The organism is Pedobacter sp. NEAU-ZC8 (assembly GCF_059278965.1).
The window spans coordinates 31,293-55,544 of record NZ_JCAJXC010000013.1 but is presented as its reverse complement, the minus strand read 5'-3'; the positions used below and the strand labels follow the sequence as shown (position 1 = coordinate 55,544).

The 24,252-nt window shown below is 45.2% G+C and carries 21 protein-coding genes; 10 read left to right on the top strand and 11 right to left on the bottom strand.

Annotated features, from left to right (window positions below; genetic code table 11):
* Positions 1–4: 4 nt before the first annotated feature.
* The 4 genes from hemN to AC5WJX_RS11650 all read right to left on the bottom strand — a co-directional run bounded on the left by hemN (position 5) and on the right by AC5WJX_RS11650 (position 4,149).
* A complete protein-coding gene (hemN, locus tag AC5WJX_RS11665; RefSeq protein ID WP_494484655.1) occupies positions 5–1,366 on the bottom strand; it encodes an oxygen-independent coproporphyrinogen III oxidase in 1,362 nt (453 codons plus the stop codon).
* Positions 1,356–1,829, bottom strand: a complete 474-nt coding sequence (locus AC5WJX_RS11660) for a lactate dehydrogenase (RefSeq protein WP_494484654.1) — start codon at positions 1,827–1,829, stop codon at positions 1,356–1,358. Before AC5WJX_RS11660 ends, hemN begins: the two co-directional genes overlap by 11 nt.
* Positions 1,830–1,907: 78 nt before the next feature.
* Positions 1,908–2,966, bottom strand: coding sequence for a response regulator (locus AC5WJX_RS11655; RefSeq protein ID WP_494484653.1), 1,059 nt, complete (start codon positions 2,964–2,966; stop codon positions 1,908–1,910).
* Positions 2,959–4,149 carry a PAS domain-containing sensor histidine kinase gene (locus tag AC5WJX_RS11650; RefSeq protein ID WP_494484652.1) on the bottom strand — a complete coding sequence of 397 codons (1,191 nt, stop codon included), beginning with the start codon at positions 4,147–4,149 and terminating at the stop codon, positions 2,959–2,961. Before AC5WJX_RS11650 ends, AC5WJX_RS11655 begins: the two co-directional genes overlap by 8 nt.
* A 128-nt stretch (positions 4,150–4,277) precedes the next feature.
* Between AC5WJX_RS11650 and AC5WJX_RS11645 the strand changes: the two genes are divergently transcribed.
* Complete coding sequence (locus tag AC5WJX_RS11645; RefSeq protein WP_494484651.1) at positions 4,278–6,071, top strand: hypothetical protein; 1,794 nt, start codon at positions 4,278–4,280, stop codon at positions 6,069–6,071.
* 370 nt (positions 6,072–6,441) lie between these two features.
* Positions 6,442–7,773 (top strand): cell division protein FtsA, encoded by a 1,332-nt coding sequence (gene ftsA / locus AC5WJX_RS11640; protein WP_494484650.1) that lies wholly within the window; start codon positions 6,442–6,444, stop codon positions 7,771–7,773.
* Between the two features lies 1 nt (position 7,774).
* Here the strand turns inward: ftsA and AC5WJX_RS11635 are convergent, their stop codons facing one another.
* Entirely contained in the window at positions 7,775–8,899 is a 1,125-nt protein-coding gene (locus AC5WJX_RS11635) for a glycosyltransferase (protein WP_494484649.1), read from the bottom strand.
* A 129-nt stretch (positions 8,900–9,028) separates the two neighbouring features.
* Between AC5WJX_RS11635 and AC5WJX_RS11630 the strand changes: the two genes are divergently transcribed.
* The 4 genes from AC5WJX_RS11630 to AC5WJX_RS11615 all read left to right on the top strand — a co-directional run bounded on the left by AC5WJX_RS11630 (position 9,029) and on the right by AC5WJX_RS11615 (position 11,964).
* Positions 9,029–9,811: a glucose 1-dehydrogenase gene (locus tag AC5WJX_RS11630; RefSeq protein WP_440429706.1), complete on the top strand. Its 783-nt coding sequence runs from the start codon at positions 9,029–9,031 to the stop codon at positions 9,809–9,811.
* Between the two features lie 84 nt (positions 9,812–9,895).
* On the top strand, positions 9,896–10,189 hold the full coding sequence (locus AC5WJX_RS11625) for a GNAT family N-acetyltransferase (protein WP_494484648.1): 294 nt from the start codon (positions 9,896–9,898) through the stop codon (positions 10,187–10,189).
* A gap of 74 nt (positions 10,190–10,263) precedes the next feature.
* Positions 10,264–10,917: a DsbA family oxidoreductase gene (locus tag AC5WJX_RS11620; RefSeq protein WP_494484647.1), complete on the top strand. Its 654-nt coding sequence runs from the start codon at positions 10,264–10,266 to the stop codon at positions 10,915–10,917.
* Positions 10,918–11,043: 126 nt separating this feature from the next.
* Positions 11,044–11,964, top strand: coding sequence for a DsbA family protein (locus AC5WJX_RS11615; RefSeq protein ID WP_440429710.1), 921 nt, complete (start codon positions 11,044–11,046; stop codon positions 11,962–11,964).
* Here the strand turns inward: AC5WJX_RS11615 and AC5WJX_RS11610 are convergent.
* Genes AC5WJX_RS11610 through AC5WJX_RS11600 form a run of 3 tightly spaced genes read right to left on the bottom strand, consistent with a single transcriptional unit; the run spans position 11,957 to position 19,136 of the window.
* On the bottom strand, positions 11,957–14,215 hold the full coding sequence (locus AC5WJX_RS11610) for a cellulase family glycosylhydrolase (RefSeq protein WP_494484646.1): 2,259 nt from the start codon (positions 14,213–14,215) through the stop codon (positions 11,957–11,959). The two genes, AC5WJX_RS11615 and AC5WJX_RS11610, sit on opposite strands and share 8 nt — an antisense overlap.
* A gap of 32 nt (positions 14,216–14,247) precedes the next feature.
* Positions 14,248–17,922 (bottom strand): SbcC/MukB-like Walker B domain-containing protein, encoded by a 3,675-nt coding sequence (locus tag AC5WJX_RS11605; RefSeq protein ID WP_494484645.1) that lies wholly within the window; start codon positions 17,920–17,922, stop codon positions 14,248–14,250.
* The gene (locus AC5WJX_RS11600) at positions 17,919–19,136 is read right to left on the bottom strand and encodes an exonuclease SbcCD subunit D C-terminal domain-containing protein (RefSeq protein WP_494484644.1); all 1,218 of its coding nucleotides are present in this window, start codon (positions 19,134–19,136) and stop codon (positions 17,919–17,921) included. The genes AC5WJX_RS11605 and AC5WJX_RS11600 overlap by 4 nt, the downstream gene beginning before the upstream one ends.
* Before the next feature lie 119 nt (positions 19,137–19,255).
* Here AC5WJX_RS11600 and AC5WJX_RS11595 point away from each other — a divergent pair, with 119 nt between their 5' ends.
* A complete protein-coding gene (locus AC5WJX_RS11595; protein ID WP_494484643.1) occupies positions 19,256–19,885 on the top strand; it encodes a DUF4142 domain-containing protein in 630 nt (209 codons plus the stop codon).
* 33 nt (positions 19,886–19,918) lie between these two features.
* Here the strand turns inward: AC5WJX_RS11595 and AC5WJX_RS11590 are convergent, their stop codons facing one another.
* Complete coding sequence (locus tag AC5WJX_RS11590) at positions 19,919–20,404, bottom strand: CinA family protein (protein ID WP_494484642.1); 486 nt, start codon at positions 20,402–20,404, stop codon at positions 19,919–19,921.
* A gap of 9 nt (positions 20,405–20,413) precedes the next feature.
* Positions 20,414–20,692: a hypothetical protein gene (locus AC5WJX_RS11585; protein WP_494484641.1), complete on the bottom strand. Its 279-nt coding sequence runs from the start codon at positions 20,690–20,692 to the stop codon at positions 20,414–20,416.
* A gap of 137 nt (positions 20,693–20,829) precedes the next feature.
* Here AC5WJX_RS11585 and AC5WJX_RS11580 point away from each other — a divergent pair, with 137 nt between their 5' ends.
* Complete coding sequence (locus tag AC5WJX_RS11580; RefSeq protein ID WP_440429717.1) at positions 20,830–21,357, top strand: sigma-70 family RNA polymerase sigma factor; 528 nt, start codon at positions 20,830–20,832, stop codon at positions 21,355–21,357.
* 10 nt (positions 21,358–21,367) lie between these two features.
* The gene (locus tag AC5WJX_RS11575) at positions 21,368–22,108 is read left to right on the top strand and encodes an endonuclease (RefSeq protein WP_494484640.1); all 741 of its coding nucleotides are present in this window, start codon (positions 21,368–21,370) and stop codon (positions 22,106–22,108) included.
* Here AC5WJX_RS11575 and AC5WJX_RS11570 read toward each other — a convergent pair.
* Positions 22,094–22,873, bottom strand: coding sequence for a DNA-formamidopyrimidine glycosylase family protein (locus tag AC5WJX_RS11570; protein ID WP_494484639.1), 780 nt, complete (start codon positions 22,871–22,873; stop codon positions 22,094–22,096). The two genes, AC5WJX_RS11575 and AC5WJX_RS11570, sit on opposite strands and share 15 nt — an antisense overlap.
* A 65-nt stretch (positions 22,874–22,938) precedes the next feature.
* Here AC5WJX_RS11570 and AC5WJX_RS11565 point away from each other — a divergent pair, with 65 nt between their 5' ends.
* The gene (locus AC5WJX_RS11565; protein WP_494484638.1) at positions 22,939–24,057 is read left to right on the top strand and encodes a GNAT family N-acetyltransferase; all 1,119 of its coding nucleotides are present in this window, start codon (positions 22,939–22,941) and stop codon (positions 24,055–24,057) included.
* Positions 24,058–24,252 lie beyond the last annotated feature (195 nt).

The following is a 24,252-nucleotide window of genomic DNA, read 5'->3' as shown; positions in this document are numbered from 1 at the left end:
TCGCTTAGCCCGCCATACTGAATAGTTGTGTTTTTGGCTGGTTTTCCCAAAGTCTTGCATCTAGGGTCATGCAGATATTGCGCAAGTAACGCTTACCAGTGTCGGTAACCTGAAGGCTCGCTGCACCAATCTCCACTAAGCCATCGGCTTCAAGTTCTTCCATCCTTTTCAAGCCTTCAAAAAATGACGTGCAGAATTCATCGGGTTGTTCCCAGCTGGTATAACCCTGACACATGATATTCAGAATATGCTGTCTCAGGATCAGATCTTCTGTATTCGACAGGTGGCCTTTAAATACTGGCAGCTGCCCTTGATTGATCAACTCCAGATAGGTTTCCACTTTCTTCTCGTTCTGCGCAAAGCCCGCCCAGGAGTCGGATATGGAAGAAACGCCAAGTCCAATCATCAATCTGCTATACTGATCGGTGTAGCCCATGAAATTACGATGCAGTTTACCTTCCTGTGCGGCAAGGTACAGGCTATCGGTTTTTAGGGTAAAATGATCCATGCCGATTTCTTGATAACCAGCAGCTTTTAACATCTGGCGACCGGTTTCATAGAGCTTTTGCTTAAGCGCCGCATCTGGCAGATCTTTCTCTGTATAACGCCGCTGGCCGGGTTTAACCCATGGTACGTGGGCGTAACTGTAAAAAGCAATGCGGTCTGGTTTAAGGCGGATCACCTCTGCTACGGTTTCTTGTAAACCTTCAAGTGTTTGGAGTGGAAGTCCATAAATGAGGTCGTAGTTAATGGAATTATATCCAGTTTTTCTGGCGACGGTGGTTGTATGTTCCACCTCTTCTACCGTTTGGATACGATTAATGATCAGCTGTACCCGCGGATCGAAATCCTGTATACCAAGACTCAGGCGTTTGAAACCAAGCTGATGCAGCGTTTCCAGGTGCGCTTGTGTCGTGTTACCTGGATGGCCTTCAAAGCTGAAAGCAGCATCCTGGTGTACGGTTGCATGGTCCAAGATCCCCTGGATCAGCATCTGCAAATTGGCTGCACTGAAGAATGTGGGTGTACCACCACCAAGGTGCAGTTCCCTGATTACCGGCTTTTTGCCAATGAGGTCCAGATACATTTGCCACTCCTGAAGCACCGCTTTAATGTATGGTTCTTCTACTTTGTGGTTTTTGGTAATCCTTGTATTGCAACCACAATAGGTACATAGACTTTCGCAGAAAGGCAAATGGATGTAAAGGCTGATGCCTTCGCCAGCTTCATTATTTTTAATGGCATCGATCACGGTTTTGCCCCAGGCATCGGGTGTAAAATAGGTCGCATCCCAGTAAGGTACCGTTGGATAACTTGTATACCTTGGCACCGGTACATTATATTTATGAGCTAAATTAGTGTTCATGTTTGGCGATTGCTGGGTTAAGGAAATCTACAGGGTCGCGGTCGCATGATCTGGAGCAAACGCAGGCATTGCCTAGACAGGATTTTCCCTGCCAGGCATCAAGGTTTATGATGGTCTGCTCCGCAAGTGTTGCCGAGATTTCATCCATGGTTTTGGTTTGGAGTAAGTCCGGAGGTACTGCCGCAATTCTGATTTTCATTTCCGCAGCGGTTTCGATGTTGATGTGATCCGTCGATACGGAGCGTGTAGCGATGTACTTTACGCCCAACTCAGAGAGCTTACGGATAACTTGATCAGACAAGTCATCTTCCTTGGTTACCACCACAGCCACCTTTCCAGCAGCAAACAGGGCTGTATCAACGTTTAGGGGATTTGAAATCAGGGTGATTTCATGTTTCTTTCGGTTGGCCACTGCCAGCGGCTCTTTTTCAAAAGATTTGATATTGTAAGCGACTACTCTCATAATAAATATTTACCATCAAAAGTAGTCGCCTGCCGCCGGAAGCGGAATGAGGTTAGTCAGCAGTAAAAATGATCTTCGTCAGTTTTTCATTTCCTGCAACATTTGAAGATTCAGGATCTGAATGTGGCTGCCTTTGCGTTCAATGATGTTCTCTGACTTGAAATCACTCAGAATACGGCTGACCGTCTCGGTAGCCATTCCCGCTAAAGCAGCAAGATTGTCCCTGGAAACCTTGATGTTCAGTGGATCGTTTGATTGTTCCTGTTTGTACAGGCGGATCAGCACTTCGGCAAGCCGTTTACGCACAGAGAAATAAGCAAGTTGCAAGAGCTGTTGTTCCCGATCTAGCAGATTATTAGATAGGATCTTGATGAACTGCCGACCGATGTCCGGGTATTTATTCAAGAGTTCTTCCATCAGCTCTTTAGGGAGCATACAGATGGTGCTGTCTTCCATGGCTTCTGCAGTCTCCGCATGCGGTTCATTGAGCAGCAATGAAGGAATACCAAAGTACTGATCGTCGGTATATATGCCTACCATAAGCTCACGGCCATCTGGGGTAAGTTTAAAAGTCTTCACCTTTCCACGCAGCACCAGGTAAATGCCGGCGATGGAATCACCTTCATAATAAATTACCTGCTTTTTCTTGATGCTGCGCATCTTGCGCTGGGCAATGGCCTTACTAAGCGCCTGCATTCCCGAGGCAGTGCCAATCAAACCATCAATATTTTCCAGCGATTTGCTATAGAATTGCTCTTGTTTAATCTTCTTGTTAAGACGACTTTCCACAGCGTTCAGCAGCTCCATGTCGTCAAAAGGTTTGGTCAGGTAATCATCCGCGCCCATCTCCATGCCTTTACGCATATCTAAGCGCTCTGCCTTGGCAGTAAGGAAAATGAATGGTATTGACGCGGTCTGCGGGTTCTTGCCGAGCAGGTACAATACGCCATACCCATCAAGTTCGGGCATCATGATATCACAAAGGATTAGGTCTGGTAGATGCTGGTTGGCGAGTTCAATGCCTCTTTTGCCATTATCGGCAGCAATAACTTCGTAGTTGGCAAGCTCAAGTATTTCAACGATGCTCTCGCGGATATCGTCATTGTCTTCAATGATTTGTATTCTGGCTTTATCCATGATTTTCGAACGACAGTATAAAAGTAGTCTCCTTGTTGATGATGCTTTTGAATTGCAGTGTACCCTTCATCAGATTGGCATAGCGGCGAACAATGTTCAAACCAAGCCCCGTTCCTGGGATGTTGCCGGTATTATGTGCTCTGAAGAAAGGTTCAAACAGATACACCTGGTCCGTTTCTGGTATACCGATGCCATTATCCTTTACAGTAACATTGCAACCCTCCTCATTGATTTCGGTATTGAATTCTATGAAGGTGTTCTCTCCAGAGTACTTGATGGCATTACTGATCAGGTTGATCATGCAGTTTTTTAGCAGGTTCTGATCCAGGTGCACGAGGCTTTTTGCACCAGTATGCTGGTAAATGATATGTTGGTTTTGTTTGGCAATCATTTGCATTTCTTCAGTGACCTCCTCGGAGAGCTTTACCAGATCAAAGGTGCTAGGGTTTACTTCCACCCGCCCGGCTTCCAGTTTTTCCAGAGAAAGGAAGTCATTAAGTATGGTCGTGAGGTTTCCTACCGCATTCTTTATCTTGTTAACATGTTTTTGAATGGGTTTACTGTCAAAAGGTTCGGCATACTTCTGGATCAAAGAGGCGGATAATTGCACGGAACTTAGCGGTGTGCGAAATTCGTGTGAAGCCATCGACACAAAGCGGCTCTTCATCTGGCCGAGCTCCTTCTCCTTTTCGAGTGAGATGCTCACCTCTTCCTTGGCATCACGAAGGGCTGCAACAATCTCCTTCAGCGAGTTGGTGCGTTCATCAACCAGTTCTTCGAGTTTGGCAGCATACTGTCTTAATTGCTCTTCCGCTTCTTTCTCCTTGGAGAGGTCATGGACAAAGCCGGTGTAGATCTTACGGTCTTCATACTGTACTTCGCTTACGGCTAGTCGAAATGGAAAAGTAGTTCCATCTTTTCGCAAGCCCCGCACTTCCCGCCCTTTACCAATTATACGTTTCTCACCGGTATGGTCATACCGGTGTAAATAGCCGTCATGGGCAGACTTATCGGGCTCGGGCATCAGCACGCTGATGTTCTTGCCGATGACTTCAGTTTCCTCGTACCCAAACAACTTCAAGGCTGCCGGATTGAGGCTCTCAATCAAGCCGCGATTATCTATGGTGATGATACCGTCTATGGCAGACTCGATAATGGCGTTCAGTAAGGTTGCTTTTTCCATAGGTTTTTACAAATATAGAACTTTTGTGCTTGGCCGAAACCTGATCACGATCATGGCCTGAACGTGATCTGGATCATCTTTTTTCAGTCGAAATCTCCTCTTCTTTGCCACAATCTATTAATCTATTCATGAGTCATACATTTCATATCCCCGTTCTAGGCCTCGGTTATTCCATCGATACCCCATTGAAAGTTGCCCGTTTTGGTATTTCTTCTGTTGTTTCTATCGTTGATGATGAGCTTGTTGAACGCATGCGTAAACACCATTGTTTAACAAATGGACTAAGCTATGAACCCATAACAGTTAAAGCACCGGACAGCCGGGCGAAACGAATCAGTGCCTATCTAAATCTTCTGAACTTTCTGGTGAAAGAACAGATTGAAAAGATGAAAGCACAGGAATTCGTCCCGGGGACTGAATTATGTAAGTACTTTGAAATTCTACCGGCGAACTCGGCACTCAGGTGCAAATACGAGGATTTTCTGGCCCTACCAGCTGGTGAAGCAAAGACAGCTGCTGGCGCTGCCCTGAAAAAGGAAGTTAAAGCCGGCAACATCGATGTAAATATCATGTCAAAGGTTGACAAAGCAAATTATACGGCTAACGATGTGTATGCTGGTGATGATTTCACCGACGCATTGGCTGCCATGCGGGGCTTTGAAGAGAGCGATCTAACATCTTCAGTGATCATCTCTGCGGGTTTAAATCCCCGACTATATGCCTATATGGAAAAATGCCGCAGCTTCTTCCCCGTAAATGGTACACCTTCAAAGAAGATCATTCTAAAGGTAAGCGACTATCGCTCCGCGATTATTCAGGCGAAGATGCTGGCAAAAAGAGGACTTTGGGTCTCTGAGTTCCGGGTAGAATCAGGTTTAAACTGTGGTGGGCATGCCTTTGCCACAGATGGACTACTCATGGGACCAATCCTGGAAGAATTCAAGGAAAACAGAACAGTGTTGTATGAGGACATCCTAAAGATCTATTTAGCGGCAGTTGCTGCCAAAGAATTAACCGTTTCGGAAAACCCTAAACAGACGGTTACCTATCAGGGCGGCATCGGCACTGCCGAGGAACACCGCTTTTTAATGGAGCATTATAATCTGGACGCTGCTGGCTGGGGAAGTCCTTTCCTGCTTGTCCCAGAAGCAACAAACGTGGACAACAAGACCCTGGATGCCTTGGTAACTGCGGAGGAGCAGGACTTCTACATCAGTAATGCCTCTCCATTAGGGGTACTGTTTAACAATTTCAGGCACAGCACTGCAGAACAACTGAGATTGAACCGCATTGAAAAAGGACGGCCTGGAAGTCCCTGCAAAAAGAAATATCTATGTACCAACACGGAGTTCACAGAAAAGCCAATCTGTACGGCGTCGAGGGAATACCAGAACCTGAAAATTGAACAGCTAAAAGGCATGGGACTTCCGGAACCTGCCTACCGGGCACAGTATAATGCCATTACGGAAAAGGTATGTTTATGTGAAGGGCTTTGCGCTTCAGCCTACCTCAAGAACGAACTTTTGAGGCCGAAGGAAAGTGATGCCGTTAGTATCTGTCCTGGTCCAAACCTCGCCTATTTCTCCGGAAAATACAGCTTGAAGGAGATGATAGATCATATATATGGTAGAATTGACCTGCTGAAGCAAGCTAACCGGCCAAATTTATTTGTTAATGAACTACGCTTGTACCTGGACTACCTGAAGAAGGACATGGAAATGCAGCTTGAAGTTGTCAACGATAAGAAGATGAAATACTGGAAAAAGTTTTCCGAACAGATGCAGCAGGGAATAGCGTATTATAAAAACCTGATTCCTAAACTGAAATCAGAAAAGGAACAACTCATCCGGAATATGGATCAGCAGCTTGCAGAAGCAGAACAGCTTTTAATGGAGCTTTCACAACCAGCCTGTACAGCATAATTCAACCAAAATATTATGTATCACGGATGTGTACATATTCAACACCAGCGGTTCATGTATTGTGCGTCTTGTTTTACACAATAACTGCAGCTGTTTACGATTATTATTAGCATACAGCAGGTGCGAACACAGGTTTCAAGGGTATGGTATTGGGAAAACCTCCGGAGAAACCTGTGTTTTTGTCCAACATTCTTCACTGCATTTGCTGCAGTGGCTTAGTTAGGAATGGGCATTGATGAAGATCTACCCTTTGTTGATCAGCGACTTTGTTAATTAAAGTCCTTTGAAATGAGCTTCAAAGCATCTGCAAGCAAACAATTTTAAAAAACTATTCGTTTGTATAGAGAAGTTTATTTATACTTCACCCTATATGAAGAAAAAAGGCCTGCTCGCAATGTTTGAGCGTTTTAGTACCGGCCAGTTTCCACAATTCAAGTCGCTTTGGACGGAAGATAAGGAAACTTCACATGAGCCCGGGTTGCAAACCACCTCAGCGGCTGCCCCGGAACCCACGATACCGGTTATATTAAAGGATAATCCTAAGGGGATCGCTGTGGGTCTGGATGTAGGATCAAGTAAAGTGGTGGCTGTGATCGGGCGCCTGGATGCAAACCGTCAGATAGAAGTATTAGGCATTGGTGAAGCGCTTTCTGAAGGATTGACAAGAGGTTCGGTTACAAACCTTACAAAAACGACCGCTGCCATCAAAGAAGCGCTGGAGGCGGCAAGCAGTACTACGAATCTGGAAATCAATCAGGTTATTGCCAACTACTCCGGTATCTGTAGTAACCTCGATCAGCGCGGTGTAATCATCCGCGACGACATGATCAGGGACATTCGTCCTGAAGATATCATCCGCCTGAAAAAGGAGATGGAGGGAAACCCCTATCCTGCTGGCGAACAGATCGTGTATCTGGAACCACAACATTTTATTATAGATGATGAACCGGATATTCGTGATCCAATAGGGATGTCGGGACAGCGTTTTGAGTCTGATTTCCATGTCATCACCGGGGAGGTCACCGCCCTAAGCAATCTGCATAAGTGTGTGCGTCAGGCAGGAAGTGGCATTAAGGCCATCTATCCCACCGCTATAGCATCTGCTGAAGCCGTGGTCTGCGAGGAAGAAAAAGAAGAAGGCATTGCGGTGATCGATATCGGCGCAGCCGTGACAAGCATCGTGGTCTACAAAAACGGTATCATGCGATATGCGAACACCATTTTGCTGGGTGGTAATTCAATAACTGCAGACATCAAACAGTTCACGGGCTTGAGTAATAAACAAGCTGAATTACTCAAGAAAACCTATGGTTCGGTGCTGCCCGAGTATACTGACCCCGCTGAAATCATCCAGTATAAGATCCTGAACGGCACCAAGGACCGTTTCATCTCCAAAGTCGATCTTGCACTAATTATTCAGTCGAGAATGGAAGAGCTTATCGGCCTGGCGTATGATTACATCGTACAGGCATTAAAAGGCAGGTCACTGACTTGTGGAATTGTATTCACAGGTGGTGACTCAGGCCTGCAAAACCTCAGAAAGCTTGGTGAACAGATCACAGGACTTAAATGTCATGCAGGAACGCCTATCTTACATTTGAAAACAGATCTATTTGGAGCTAAGTTTGCTGAAAAATTAAACCACCCTATTTACGCGACCAGTATTGGATTGCTAAAGATGGGCTTAACAAAGCTGGTATAATCTAAGCAGGTTGTTTCAGCTTGTACCTTTCGCAATGGAAACGTATATGCTCCTTCCAATTGGATGCTGTAAATCCGGCGGCAGATTTTCCATAGCCATTCCGCTCGAGCGCATCAATATTGTATTCCTGCTCGAAATGGCTTGCAAGACAAAGCATGAAGACCCGGTTTAAAATGCCCGTGTATATGGTTCCATTTCCACCATGGCAAATCATGAGATTGGATCTTTCGAGTACTTTATTCAAGTTCAGGAAATCCCGATTGATGATGTGATCAGCGGAAAGTACACCTGTTTGATCGCCCGCGGTGACAATGGTGTATCTGCTATAATAATGGTCATTCAAAAAGCGGAGCTGCTCCCAATCACCCGTGCTACCCATACATACACAGATCAGCGGCTTGTTCCAATTTACCTGATCCTGCCAATCAGGCTGATCTTCCGGGTAATGGTAAAGTAAGGGTCCAATGAAGCGGTAAGAGCCTGGAAGAAACTTCTGCGGAAATAGTTCAGGCATATCGCAGATTAGATTTTCGTCACCTTCCAGTTCCTGCAGATAGTCCTTTACTGCTGGCAGGTTGTATTTTTTCCTTAAACTGTCAAACGGAGCATGTATTTTCCTGAAGGCCAGTCGTTCCCCGACTGTTGTTAACGCATCCGCAAAACGAGCGGGGAGTTGCTGCATCAGTTCATATGCCTTGTGTTTTCTGGGGATCTTCCGTGTCGCTGCATAATATCTGGTCATATAGCCATTTACAAGTGTAATATGCTTCACACCGGCAAGTTCAGCGGCCATTCTCAAGGTAGGGGCCACATCGCCAATCACCACATCTGCCTTCATCGCATTAACACACTTCACCTGACCGATCAGGACACGTTCAATATCCGTTCTATTGAGCCACTCAAAACTAAAATTATTGGTACAATGCATGACAAACTCAGCATCAAAACTCGCACATGAGAACACTTCGTAACCCCGGGCCTTCACATACGTATTGTATCTATCCGAGCTTAGAAAGCGAATATCGTACGCAGTTTTGTCATAGGAATCTGCCAGCACCAAACACCTCAAGTAATGCGAAAGAAGATTAAGGGGGAAGAATAAAACACGTTTTCTTTTGCCTGCCATAACATAAGCTGAAATCTACTGCTGAACAGCATTAAGGCGAGTTTGTTTCCAAATAAATGTAACTTAGGAAAAATAACTTACGTACTGAATGTTACATTTTCAAATGACACTTAAAACTATATTGACGATATGAAGAGACTTGAAGGTAAAGTTATCGTAATAACAGGCGCTGCAATGGGCTTAGGGCAAGCCACAGCTATGGAATGCGCAAAAGAAGGCGCAAAATTATCATTAGTAGACTACAATGCTGCCGAACTGGAAAATGTCAGGAAGCTGTTAGCAAGTGAATACCCAAACACCAAGGTTTTAACCATTACCGCAGATGTTTCAGATGAAGCAGCGGTGAAGGCTTATGTCGTTCAGACTGTATCCGAATTTGGGACCATTGATGGTTTTTACAACAACGCTGGCGTTGAAGGAAAACAGGCGAAGCTTGCCGTGTATGATATGGAATCTTTCAAGAAAGTTATCGACATCAATTTGATGGGTGTTTACTACGGTATGCGCTATGTCATTCCAGTTATGCAGGCCCAGAAAAGTGGTCGCATTGTCAATGCAACCTCCGTGGGTGGTATCCGAGGAGTCTTAAATGAAGGGCCATACGTTGCAAGTAAACATGCGGTATCTGGATTAACTAAGAATGCCGCGGTAGAGTATGCAGAAGATGGTATTCTGATCAATGCCATCGCACCCGGCGCGATCCTCACGCCTATGGTTGAAGAAGCTTTCAAACAGATGAATCCGGAAAACCCAAAACAGGCAGAGCAAGCCTTCTCTCTTAATAACCCATCAAAACGTCTGGGCCTGCCCGAAGAGGTCGCGAAACTAGTCGTGTTTCTTATGAGTGACGATTGTGCCTATGTTAATGGCCAGATCATTGCCATAGACGGCGGACAATCAAACAGCTACTAGTCCAAGCGTTGAACAATCCCACAATTCCAACACAATACAGGTTTGAAGTTGTTTATAGCTGAAATTGAGGATAAGCGATCAAATATGAAATATCAAGATATCGAACTTAAAGACAACCAAACTCAACATGCCTTGGAACTGTGGGTTGAAGGACAACGCTCCTTCATCGGTTATGAGCTGGAAGGTGATAAGATCTACCTGATGCATACTGAGGTGCCTGAAGAACAGACCGGTAAAGGTGTGGCGGCTGATCTGGTAGAAAAGTCTTTCATCTATCTGGAGGGGAAGAACCTGAAGGTTGTACCGGCATGTTCATACGTGCGGGCCTATCTTAAAAGGCATCCCGAATGGAACAGGATTGTCGCAGAAGACCATTAAGCCAGGAATTCTTGCAATTCATCAACAATTGAATTTGTAGACAAAGTTACATTTGAAAAACTAACACACACAATATGGAAGTTAAAATCTGGTCGGACGTAAGATGCCCGTTCTGCTACATTGGGAAAAGAAAGTTTGAAGCTGCACTAGCAGACTTTGCACATCAAGAGGAGGTGACCATCACCTGGAAGAGCTTTGAGCTTGATCCAAATCTTCAAACCGTTGAAGACACTAACATCTATGATTATTTCGCAGCGGCTAAAGGCATTCCGCAAAGCCAGGCGGTCGAAATGTTTGACAACGTAACCAGGACCGCCGCGGAAGTGGGTCTTAACTTCAAGCTTGAACAATCTGTAGTTGCAAATTCCTTTAAAGCACACAGACTTATACAACTTGCTAAAACCAAAAACCTCGGAAACGAAATCGAAGAGGAACTATTCAGCATACATTTTACCCAAGGTAAGAACATCGATGATGAGGGTGTCCTTATTGCTGCAGGCAAAAGTGTAGGGATACCGGAAGAAGAGCTTAGCGCGCTGTTTAGCTCCGAGGACTTTGATGCAGAGGTGAGGATTGACCAGCTAGAAGCGCAGCGGATTGGGATCCGTGGTGTTCCATTCTTCGTTTTTGATGATAAGTATGCGGTATCCGGTGCGCAGGCACCTGAATTATTCCTGCAAACAATGGAAAAGGCCTGGGAATCAGGCGCCGATGTTAAAAAAGGTTAAACCGCCAATAAATATTTATTTAATTTCCTATCTTGAGCTCGATTCACACACATGAGCCCTATCCATTTGTTTAATTTTTTAACATAGTAGACTATTGCTGAAAAATATATATTCAAGATAACGGACATGAGTGAAGAAACTAAATTCTTCTGTGATATCGAGGCTGGAACCTGCAACCTTCCTACCCATAGCCAAACAGCCTTAAAGAATCCCGGCTCAGCACCTGAGCAAAAGATAAGTATTTTATATTTTACAGATCCAATATGCTCTTCCTGCTGGGGAATTGAACCACATCTTAGGAAGTTGAAACTTGAGTATGGTGATTTCTTCAACCTGGAATACCGGATGGGGGGATTGCTGGCAAGCTGGTCTGCCTACAAAGGTAATGACGTGAAAAAGCCGGAAGATGTTGCGGGTCACTGGGATCAAGCCAGTAAACATTATGACATGCCTATAGATGGTGACATCTGGTTGGAAGACCCCCTACACTCTTCCTTTCCCGCAGCAATAGCTTTTAAGGCTGCACAACTTCAAGATCCTAATAAGGCACTGACTTTCTACCGCAGGATAAAGGAAATGGTATTCCTGGAAAAGAAGAATATCACGCGTGTACAACACCTGAAAACAGCTGCATTGCAGAGCCAACTTAATCCGGTGCAACTGGAACGTGACATGAACGGTCCTGCGGTAACCGATTTTGAGAACGACGTAAAACTTGCAAGAAGTTTTGGTATAAAAGGCTTTCCTTCTATCTTATTCAGTGATGCCGATCAGCAATCCTATTTATTGTATGGTGTTAAACCTTACGAAGAGTTCGAACAAGCCATTCAAAAGTGGAACCCTTTAGCAACAAAAAAGCCGATAAACACGAATTACTTGAATCTGTTTAGCTACTACCCTACCATGACAACCAAAGAATATGCGGTACTGACCCATAAAAACAAGGCTGAGGCAGAAACCTTTTTAAACCAGCTCTTTGAACTGGACCGTTTAGACAGGTACAGATCAAAGAGCGGTTATCTTTGGCGTTTAAAGAATACTATTTAACCAGTTCAATTCGCTTTATACGAACTTCGTTCTGCTGGTCATCACCCTGCAGCAACACCTGGACCTTTTCAAGCTTCTGAATATTGAAGACCTGCTTTCCCTTGCGCTCAAACTGAAGTGCCTGGAAACCAGGATATGGGCGGGGCAGCAGCATAAAACTGCCAGGTTCCATGCTATTAATTAAGACCTTAACTGCATTACCGGTTGTTCCAATCTTTATCGTAGCGGATACCGCATTTGCGTCCTGGTCTACTAAAACGATCTTACCTGCAGTCTCTTGCTGAGCCTCAACTTGCAGGGAAATGGTTTTGTAATCCAAAAGCCTGGAGCCTGCATTGCCGAGAATTCCTTTAACATATACCTGCATACCACTATTCTGCCCTCTTCCTGAAGGCTTGTGTTCAAGGTTCAGCGAACCACCATCTTGTTCTGTCCAGGTAAATGTATAAGGATCCGTGTCCCAGTCTGGTGAATATACAGCGACATTACTGGACTTATCTGTTCCATCGAATAATACTCGCCGGACACCGTTTCCTGCGCTTGCAGTTAAATCCTGGCTTGTAGCTGTAGGCGCTGTTCTACTATAAACCTGCTCTGGAGCAACGAACTCCTTCAAGCCAAGTGTTCCAAGTTTCATTTGAGCTGCAGGCCTAAATACAAGCCCTTTACGTTTTATCAGGTAGGTACCTGGCGCAATGGTAAATTCGTTGCCTTTTACCTTAGCCAGGTGTTTGTTACCATCATTTAGCGGCACAACCTCGAAACCGGCCCCGAGGTCCGGCAGGTTGACCCTCATTAGATGTTCTGCCCAGATGGTTGTCGTTACCGGTTTATCGAGCTCGTTCTTGCCAAACGGATCTGTCAACGCCTTCACATCAGGCATTACCTCCAGGCGCCACAGGCCATCCTTTACTTTATCCAGGAAATATGCACCTGAGCCTTCGTATTTCAGCACGGCTGAAGAACCTACGCCAGCGATATGTTGCAGGGTCTTGAAGTTTACGGGCTTAGATGAACTTCCAGTGGTGTAATAGTATTCTTTCTCTGTATTCATCTCGGCAGCCGCAGCCTGCGGATCTAATTTAAATCCCGCGAAATTCGTATTCGCCGGAAAGCTACCCAACTCCTTATATGCCGGAAGATGATGAAAGATCCTGGAAGCAATCAGCAAGCTGACCGCCTTCGATGGTGTGTAAGCCAGGTTTAGATAATGTGTCTGATATTCAGTATTTACATGGGCTGTACCCATCGGATCATAGGCAAACTGCGTAGCCCATTGCATACCTGCTGCTTTGAAGCTCCTGGCCATCGCAGGGTACATGTAAGGTTTTAACACGTCTGCAGATTCAAACTCATAGATCATCCGGGGTTTATTCAGGAAAGCCGGAATCGTGTCAAACGGGATATGGTAGCGGTCTACATGTGGCAACAAGTTACCCTGTTGCTCATGTCCGGCGACAAGGCCGGTCGGATACCATTGAAAGCTGAATCCGTCTGCGTTAGAAGCTGCGACAGCATCCGCATAGCTTGGCGATTCACTGATATTGTAGAAGATTGGCTTGCTCCATCCGGTTTGCCGTACCGCTTTAACCATCCTGTTCACATATTCGGTTGTGCGGGCTTTCGGGCCGGTATGTTTAGGCTCGTTATTGATCTCGGCAGCAATCACAAAAGGATCTTCGCCGTAAGACTTCTTCGTGTATGGATTTACATGCCTGAAAAACTGATCCAGGTAGCGTTCCTGAGCGACAAAGGCCTGCTCATTTACAACTGCGCCGCCCTTGCTATAAACTTCCACAAAACTTCCTGTTTTTTCATCTTGATCCGGATAGCCATTACCCCAAAACGCTATTGGTGTAATTAGAATCCGGATGTTCCGTTCCTCAAGTTTGGCGATAAGGTAATCGAATAACCGCAGGTGTTCGTTATTCTTCAGATTACCAAGTGAATCACTGATCTCGGTATCCCAAATATGCACGCGAAAAGCGTTAATGCCCAGACGTGCGAGATGATAAACATCCTTATCAATGGCTTTTTCGAGATCAATATTCAGCTTCTTATGCGAGCGGTAGCCGTAAGCAAATGGCAAGGTATAGTTCACCCCGAAGTAGCTGGCTTCACGATTATCAGACTGCAATCGCAACAATCCCTTTTTATCAATGTAGATCTCATTCTTTGGATTACTTGTTTGTTGAGCCGTTGTTAATAGGGGGACAAACAGCAGAGCCAGTATGGAACGCTTAATTTTCATGTATTCTTCTAAATAATTTATAAGGGTGCAGGTTATACCATAACCGCACCATAATGTTGAATTCTGATTTTGCTGGAACCTCCTGGCTGTTTTTCAACCTGAATTTGCGTACCGATGCGATCCTTCAATGCTTCGACGTGCGATATGATGCCAACTGTCTTTCCTTTTGCCTGCAAATTCTCCAATGCGGAAATCGCGACATCCAGCGTGTCAGCATCCAGAGTCCCGAAGCCCTCATCAATAAACAAGGTGTTGATTTGAACCTTATGGCTCGCCAGATCAGAAAGCCCGAGCGCGAGTGCAAGGCTCACCAGAAAACTTTCTCCACCGGAGAGTGTCGCCATCGGCCTTGTGGCATCTGCCTGGTAATGATCTTCAATCTCCAGCCCAAGATCCTTATCCTTGCTTTTCAAGATGCTATAGCGGTCGGTAAGCTGTGCCAGGTGCTTATTAGCTAATTCCGTGAGTCTCGCCAGGGTCAATCCCTGTGCAAACATCCTGAAGCTGTTCCCATCCGCAGAACCAATCAAATTGCATAGCTTATTCCAACGGCTAAATTCCTGTTGCTGCAAATGAATCTGCCCGGTAATGGCTTCATGTTGACGGATCGTTGCTTCATCAGCAGCAAAAATCCCCTTAATGCGACCAATTTCCTGGTTTAAGGCAGATAGCGCATCCCCTATGGTGTTTATCTGCGCCTGTAAGCTTTCCAGCGGAGTGCTGGTAAGCGCTTTCTTCAATTCCAGCTCCAGCTCCTGCTCCGTACGTTTGATCAACTCCTGATTGGTGCTGATGCTTTCTTCAAGTTGACGTTTTAGATCTGCCAGCTCCACAGCCTGCGTCTCTGGAAGCAGGAGTCCCACAATCGCGCCAATACCAGCAATGCCTTCCTTCTGAAGTTGAACAATCAGTTCCTCCTCTAACCGCTCCAGCTTGGCACGCAGTAAGCGTTGGTTTTCTTTAAGCTGGCGGATAGAAATTTCAGCTTCAGAATGTTCTTTTTGCATCTCTTGCTGCAAGACCAGCGCCTTATCTTTAGCCAGACTAAGATTGCGGATCTCCAGGGTCAACCGGTTACGTTCCTGAATTGGATCTTTATCTCCAAACAGGGAAGCACGTTCAGCACTTAAATCCGACAGCTGCCTCGACAGTGCTGCAATTTGAATTTGCATCCGCTCCGCAGATTTTAAATTTTCCTGCAGATTAAAGGCAAGTGGATCAAGTTCTTTTCCAAGCCTGGCGGTTTCCTCGCTGAGGGTTTTCAACTTTCTTTCAGATTCCTGATATCGCTCCGAACGTAATTTCAAGGTACTATGAATTTCATCCAATGTGTTCTGATTGAAAGCAATCTGAAGTGGATCCAGCAGCGCCTGTATGCCAGACACAGCCTCCGCCTGGCGCTCCTCCAGCTGTTTGGTCACCAGCTGAATTCGTTCCAGCTGCTCCTCATTATTCCTAATGTTTTCTTTGATCAGCGCGGTATCACCTTCCAGATTAATGGATTTAATCTTTACTTCATCTTGTTGTTTCTGAAGTTTGGTTAGCGCTTCCTTTCGCTGCTTCGCAAGTTGCAAGCTGCTTTTCAAGGTTTCCCATCTCTTTGTCGTGGCATTCCGGAGCTGTTCAATCACAAGCGGATCTTTGTCCCCTACGGCCTCTGGTAGCTCGTTGTTTATGGCCTCAAATTTCAGCTTCAAAGTCTTGCCGGCATCTAGTTTATCCTGCAGGGACTTGTCTGCATTCTCGACGGTAAGTTTAAGTTTCTGAACTTCCATTCTAGAAGCCAGCAGCTTTTTATCAAGAATATCGACAACCTTCCGCTGCTCTTCAAGCTGTTGTTTCGCTTCCGATAGTTGATGCTCGTGTGTACCCGAGGCAAAAGGATGATGCAAGGCCCCGCATAATGCACAAGGCTCCCCATCTTTCAAATGCACCCGGTCAGCCTCATACTTCTGAAAGCGTTGCTCCGCTTCGACAAGCCTTTCGTGTACTTCCAGGAGCTTCCTTGATGCCTGATATTCCAGCTCCAGCTTCGCAAATCGCTCTTCTTCTACACTTAGTTGCAAAGCCGCTGCTTTAAGAGAAGCTTGTATCGTGGCATATTCCTTCCGGAAAATTACCAGCGCGGTTACAGTGTCCCATTGCTGTTGATAATGATTGATCAGCAAGGGCAAACCTTCCACCTCGGCCTCCAACTTTTCAAGCGCCCTACCCTTTAGTCCATGGAGCAACTGCTCTTCCAAAGCAGTGATCTCACGCCCTAAATCTGCATAGCGCGTTTCGGCCGTCTTCAGTTGTGCCGCATGCTTTTCCAAGCTAAGCTGACCTTCTTTGATAAGATTTATCGTTTTTAATCGATCACGTTCTGCAACAGACAAAGCATTTAAAACCTCCTTTAATCGCTGCAGCTGCTGTTCAAATACCAATAATTGCCTATCTAAGTTGGCATCTGCCGTGTTTGCAAGCTGATAATCCTGAAGCTGCTGAAGTTCTACCGTAAAACGCTTTATTCTGGATTCATAATCTTCTTTTTTAGTGCTGATGGCAACAATCTCGGGCTGAATGGCTTTATGCTCGGCCTCAGCGGCAGCTAAGGCGCCAGCTAGACCTTTAAGGCCCTCGTCCTTTTTGATTGCTTCATCAATCAATGGATTTTGCTGTTCCAAAAGCCGTTCTGCATCAACATGACGCGCTACCGCAAGCTTCAGGGAGGCAATTGCACTTTTCAATTGTTCCGCTAACACGGGTAGCCCGGCTTCCATGTGCTGCAAGTTTACTGCAGTTTTCTGCTCTTCGGTAATCAGCTCATTGATGTTGTCGTACTGGGGCTTAAACCGGTAAGCCGCATGGTGCCATTTTAACTTTTCGAAGTCCTCCTGCACTGCTGCAAATTTACCACTCAGCAGTGTTGCCTCCGTATTCAGGCTTGTTTTTCTGAGCTCAAGCTTTTGGATATTTTCTATCCAGGCGATATTCAAGGATGTAGCCTGTTGTTCCGCCCTGAGTTTGCTTTCTTGCGCAAAAAGCTCAGCATATTGTTGCTCATAGGCTGATTTTTCATCCGCACTTAGCAGTTTTACGTTGCCAAGCTGGCTTTCCAAGGCACTGAGTTTCTCTCTTTCTTCCTTCAGCTTATCGAATACAAACACGGATATCTGAGAATAGATTTCGGTGCCGGTGATGTTCTCCAACAAGAAACTACGATCTCTGTCGCTCGACTTCAAAAATTGTGTGAAATCTCCCTGGCATAGAATCACGGAACGCAGAAACTGCTGGTAATCCAGGCCGCAGATACTTTCAATCTGCTGGCGGATCTGTGTAACCCGATGTTCACCAATCATGACGTAGTCGCCATCCCGAAATTCGGACAGTTCCATCTTCTCTGCTTGCAACTTGCCGTCCGGCTTACCTCCCGCGCGGTGCAAAGACCATTTTGCACGGTACACCTGATTCCTTGCTTCAAACTCCAGTTCGGAATAACAGTCGCCCGTATGTCTGGACATAATCTCATCTACATCCCTGTTATGTCGGTGCACCTTTCCATATAAGGCTACGGTGATCGCATCAAGAATGGTGGTTTTACCAGCACCGGTAGGACCAGTGATGGCGAATAACCCGGTTTCTGAAAATGGAACCTGGCTAAAGTCAATTTTATGCTCCCCTCGCAGCGAGTTGAGGTTTTTAAATTTTACGCTTAGTATTTTCATTCTGCCTTCTGCCCCATTAATTCCAATGCTTCCTCAAACGTTTTCATCAGCTCAGGGAACTCTTCTTCGGCGACCTTTGATTCACAACGTTTCACAAATACTGCTTTGGGTGTAAGGTCCTTCAATGCGAGTTCCTCCTGAAAAGCGTCAAGCGTTTTGTGCTGCCGTGTCCGGTTCTGCCTTGGAAAGAAACGTTCGATAAAAGGTTTTCCCGCCTGTATCTGGGCAAGCTGCTGATCCAGATCCAGAATCGCAGTTTCTGTTTCAACCTGTACCTCTACCCAGGGCTTATATTTCAGTCCTGGGTCTTCCAATGCCAGCAACTTTCGCTTAACACTTTCCAAATCACCTTTAATCCGGATGAGCTTACGGCCACAAGGTACCTCGTGTGGCACCAGGCTGATCAGGGTACCTGCCTGAAATTCGAGTATCAGCACCTGCTTTCTATCTTCATTCTCTGAAAAGCTCAACGGGATCGGTGACCCCGAATAACGGATATGCTCCATCCGGTTCACCAGCTGTGGTCTGTGGATGTGTCCAAGCGCGATATAATTAAACTCCACCGGGAAATGATCACCATGTACCTGGCCAAGGTTTCCAACATGGATCTCCTTCTCACTTTCAGACGTTGTGGAACCTGCAGCAAACAAATGGCCGGTCGCAATCACGGGAACGTTTGCTTCTTTATAAGTGGTGATATGTTCCACGAAACGATGATAATGATCGCTGATTCCCTGTTTTATGCGTTGCTCCCGCTCCTCATTACTTTCACCGGATATGGAAAGCCTGATGTCGCGGTCGCGAAGAAAGGGCACTGCACAAACCACGAGTTCGAGTTTGCCCTGCTGATCATGTATTGGAATGATCTGTTCCGTAAACACCTCAGGCACGCCACCAACAATATGTACATTGAAATATTTTAATAGCGCCTTAGGTGCATTGAGCGTACTGATGGAATCATGATTACCGCCAATAATTACGACCTCCCTGCAGCAGGTATCTTTCACCATACGCAGAAAGCGATAATATTGTTCTAATGCGGTATTAGAGGGTGATCCGGTATCAAACACATCTCCCGCAATGATTAACACGTCAATGCATTCTGCGCGAAGTTTTTCGATCAGCCAATCCAGAAAATCCTGGTGTTCCTCAGTCCGTTCACACTGCTCCAGTTTTTTGCCTAAGTGCCAGTCGGCCGTATGTAGTATCTTCATAAATAGTCTCCCTAAGTTACGGCAATATTTCTTTCAGCGCTATTGGGCTGGGCTTGCCGCCTTCAAAAAACACAAACTTTATTCGGAGTTGTAATGTTTATTATACAAAAATGACAACTATGAAAAAGAATATCGCCTATTGCTTTATAACAAGCTTGATTTTTGTATTACCGGCCTGCCAGAGTCCGGAGACGCGTGCCGTTAACCAAAATACGACTGAAGATACCACATTCCAAAGTGATGCTGCCGGCTCAGGCTCTAAGGAGCTCAGCAGTTCCCCTGAACCTGGAGGTAATCGACCAAACGATAACAATATTTCCCAGCACACCAAAGTGTCTGACGACGATAAAATCTTTATGGATGGCGCCAAAGCATCTGGCTTGCTGGAGATCACTATGGCTAAACAGGCACTACAGGTAAGTACCAATCCTAAAATCAAAGCTTTCGCAGAAATGATGATCAAGGATCATACACAGATGGATAAAGAAGCCGAAGCACTTGCAACAGAAAGTCAGATAATTCTCAAAGGTGATTTTAGCAAAGAGCAACGTGAAGAGCTGGATATGATGAAAGGCCTTAAAGGTGCGCAGTTCGACAAACACTATAAGGACATGATGATCAACAGTCACAATAAAGCGGTGCAACTATTCAAGTTTGGCGCAAATACCAGGGAAGAGAAGGTGAAACAATTTGCAGAGAAATCACTAGCCGTGATTCAAAGCCATTATGAGGCTGCACAGAAATTGTAATTGTGCTTAAATGCAACTATAAATAAGCCCCGATCAATGATCAGGGCTTATTTTTTGTATTAACTTTCCGGCGAAATGTTCGATACATTTCATGATGATCACCTCTTTACCGCCGGTAAATTCTGTGCGGTCTGCAAATTCAAACTGATCGGAAATACAATGGATAAACATCGTCCCCACGGGCTTCTCTTCAGACTCACTGCCGCCTGGGCAGGTTAATCCTGTAATGGCGACGTGAATAGATGCAGGCATGAGCGCCCTTAAACCTTTTGCCGCAGCTTCGGTAACTTCTGCCGATTCCGGACTGAACTGCTCCACGAGCTCATCATCTACCTTCAACAGATCTTCCTTTACACCGGCATCGTAACAGACTATTCCACCCTTTAAAATCTTCCCTGCTTCGTCCGTGAGCCCGAATTCGGCAGCCATACGGCCAACTGTTGCGCTTTCGGCGAAGGCAATATTAAGCTCCTGCGCAGCTAACAACTTTGCACATTCTTCAACTACTTTTGCTGGCATAAACGCTCCTTATATTTTCGTGGGGTCAAAAGCACCCTCAGAAGAGTTATTATTCATTGCATCCTGATCCTGATCGAACTCTTCACGCATTTCCTTGATGCTTTTATTGGAATCGATATTACCGGATCTTTTATCATCCCGGCCTTCCATCTGCTCATCATGATCATCCCCAGATTCCGCGAAACCGGGATCTACACTTGGGTTTTCAAAATCAGTGTCGTTGTTCAATTTTACAGACTCCTCATCCGGCGTACCGCCGTTCTGATTTTTTAAATTTTCGTTCTCCATGTCCATCTTATTTGTTTAACTTATAAACAGCAAAGCTGATACTTAGTTTGGGACCGTATTTAAAAACATATTCGCAGGTATTAATACTTTGGTACATAGATTGTTCTGAAACTGACACATCCTATAAATTAAAACCTATGAAAAATTTAGACATCAATTTACAGATCTGTGACCACAAGAATGCGCTTCAGGCGTTTGCCCTAAAATACACTCAAGATATTGATGATGCCAATGATTTGGTCCAGGATACATTGCTAAAAGCTTTCCGGTATTCAGGACTTTTTAAACAAGGAACTAATTTACGTGGATGGTTGTTTACCATCTTAAAGAACACCTACATCAACGAATACAGAAGGATCAAAAGAAAAGAAAACGTGATCGTCCAGACAGAGGAGATCAGTAATCAGAATCTCTCCAATAATGCTGAATCAAACACCTGCAACAGCAAGTTTGTAACAGACGACATCAACAAAATCCTCTCTAAACTACAACCAGAATACTACACCCCCTTCGTAAAATACTTTGAAGGCTACAAATACCAGGAAATCGCTGAAATGCTCGAAATTCCAATCGGTACAGTAAAAACCCGGATACACCTGGCTAGACAAATCCTGAAATCCAGATTGAAAGTTTACGCCGAAAACATGCATGAAATCGTTGATTAATCCAGCGTAAATGCCAGAGGGTCCCTCCATCATTATTCTTAAAGAAATTGTAGACGCACTGGAACTTAAAGGGCAGTATGTAAAAGGCGTAAGCGGCAATACTAAGATTGATAGCGAACGCATGTTAAACCAGCAGATTTTAGATTTTAAAAGCTGGGGTAAACAGTTTTTGATCTGCTTTGATGGTTTTAGCCTTCGTGTACACTTTCTACTCTTTGGCACTTATCTGATCAACGAGCGTAAAGATCGGGAACCAAGGCTGCGCCTGAACTTTGATCAGGATGAAATAAATCTCTATGGCTGTTCTGTTCAATACCTGGAAGGCGACGTCAACCTGCATTATGATTGGTCTGCGGATGTGATGTCGCCCTCCTGGAACGCTACCGCAGCCCTGCTGAAACTTCATGCCAAGCCTAAATTGATGGCATGCGATGCCTTGCTTGATCAGGATATTTTCGCTGGTGTGGGCAACATCATCAAGAATGAGGTATTGTTCCGCATTAAGGTCCATCCGGCAAGTGTGATTGGCGCTTTACCGGAAACAAAACTGAAAGCCTTGATCAAGGAAGCAAAAACTTATAGCTTCGAGTTTCTGGAATGGAAAAAGGAATATACACTGAAAGCACATTGGCTTGCACATACGAAAAAGATATGTCCACGATGCCAGATCCCCTTTCATAAAGCATATTTAGGCAAAACAAACCGCCGCTCCTACTTTTGCACGAATTGTCAAAAGCTATACCTCATATAACACTTGCTCATCGGTAAAATAGGTTTTCCTGGCGCCGTTTTTCTTAATTTCAATCTTGTGCCCTGTTGGGCTTTCTGGGTTTTTCGACTGGTGAATAACCATAAAATCGCGCAGTTCACCAGAAATGATGTCGGGCTGTTCTGCAAGTATTTTATGAATGGCTTGTTCTAGCACCTCCTTTATAGATGCTATCAATTTTCGGAGCGCTTTATCTGGCAATGCAGCGCTGACGGAGAAGGGCGATATCCGGGCATGCCAGAGAATTTCATCCGCATAGGCGTTTCCAATGCCCCGAATGGCATCCTGGTCTAACAGGACATTCTTGATGATCGCCTTTTTACCAGATAACAGCGTTTTTAAATAGGCAACATCAAGCCTATCTGATAGCGCATCGGGCACGTTTGATGGTTCAGGGTTTAAGGTCGGACGTGCTTGTTTCTGAAAATCGGACAATACCAGCTTTTCCTTACTATCCAGCAGGAGTTCGAAAACACTAAATTTCGGCTGCTCCTCTGCTTGCACAACATGTAATTCACCGTGCAACATGAGGTGTAAACCCAAAAGTACATCGTTCGAAAACCTAAGGCGCAACTGCTTACCTTCCCGGAACACGGCCTTGATATGCTGTCCTTTCAGCACCTGCTCCAATTCGGCAGCTGTTACATTCGACTTCTTAGAAGTTAAAATTACGCCGCTAACCTTTTTCCCAGCAAGGCGCCGTTGAAGGTTTTGGCTAAAAGCCTGCAGGTCCGGTAGCTCTGGCATATGATATTGTTTTGATGATGAATTTGAATAATTAGAATAACTTAGCTCCAAATTACAAGAATCCGATGAAGAAAATAGTACCGGTAAAATCTAAAAGTGATTTGACATCCTTTATAGATTTTCCTCATGATCTATATGCACATGATCCAAACTATGTACCTGAATTGTTTATCGCACAGCGGGATCTGCTAACAACCCACCCTTTCCATAAACATTCTTCGCTACAATGTTTCCTGCTGTTCGACGGAAACAAGATTATCGGCCGCATCGCTGCTATCCATAACACTGCTCACAATGAATTTAACGGAACCAACGACGGATTTTTTGGTTTCTTCGATTGTATAAATGATCAGGAGACAGCCAATCTACTATTAGATCAGGCGAAAAGCTGGTTGCTGGAAAAAGGACTCTCGACAATCGTGGGTCCGGTAAATTTCTCGACCAATGAGTCCTGCGGGTTATTAATTGAAGGCTTTGACTCTCCTCCTGTGGTCATGATGCCATATAATGCCCCGTATTATGCCACCTTATTGGAGAACTGGCAGTTGGCAAAAAAGGTGGATCTGCTTGCCTGGAAATGGAACGGCGAAAACTATGACGACCGTTCTGTTAAGTTGATGGACAGACTTGAAGAACGGCTTCAGCGCAATGACATTGTGATCCGCAAAATCAACATGAAGAAGTTCAAAGAGGAAGCAGAAGCGCTACGTGAGGTTTATAACAAGGCCTGGGACAAAAACCTTGGCTTTGTGCCGCTAAATGATGAGGAATACGATTATCAGGCTAAAGATCTGAAGATGATCCTTGACCCGGATTTCTGTTTCATTGCGGAGCAACATGGCAAGGTAATCGGTTTTGGCGCAGCCATCCCGGATCTAAATGAAATCTTGATAAAAATTAAGAGAGGTCGCCTGCTGCCCACCGGTATCTTCAAACTACTATTGGGCAAAAAGAAGATTAAAGGCATCCGCATTTTGCTGTTGGGCGTGGTTGATGGCTACCGCAAAATGGGTATCGAAGCTTGTATCTATGGTTCTATCATCAAATCGTACCGTAAGAAAGGTCTGGAATATGCAGAGGCAGGCTGGACACTAGAACACAATGATCTGGTAAATAACGCCATTATCGCAATTAAGGGTACACCGTACAAACGTTACCGCATCTACGAGAAATCCATTCCGTAAAGCTTACTGCTGTAAATACGAAGAGGGCCAATTGCTTAAGCAATTGGCCCTCTTTTTTTCTGTTCCCTGCTGCGACCACAGTGCAGATGTCTCAGGTCCCGCGGTGGATCAAACGCAGATGAGCCACACATCAAACCCAGATCAACCGCACATCAACCGCACACGGTAGGTGTGTTCGTTCTGCGTTTCATCTGG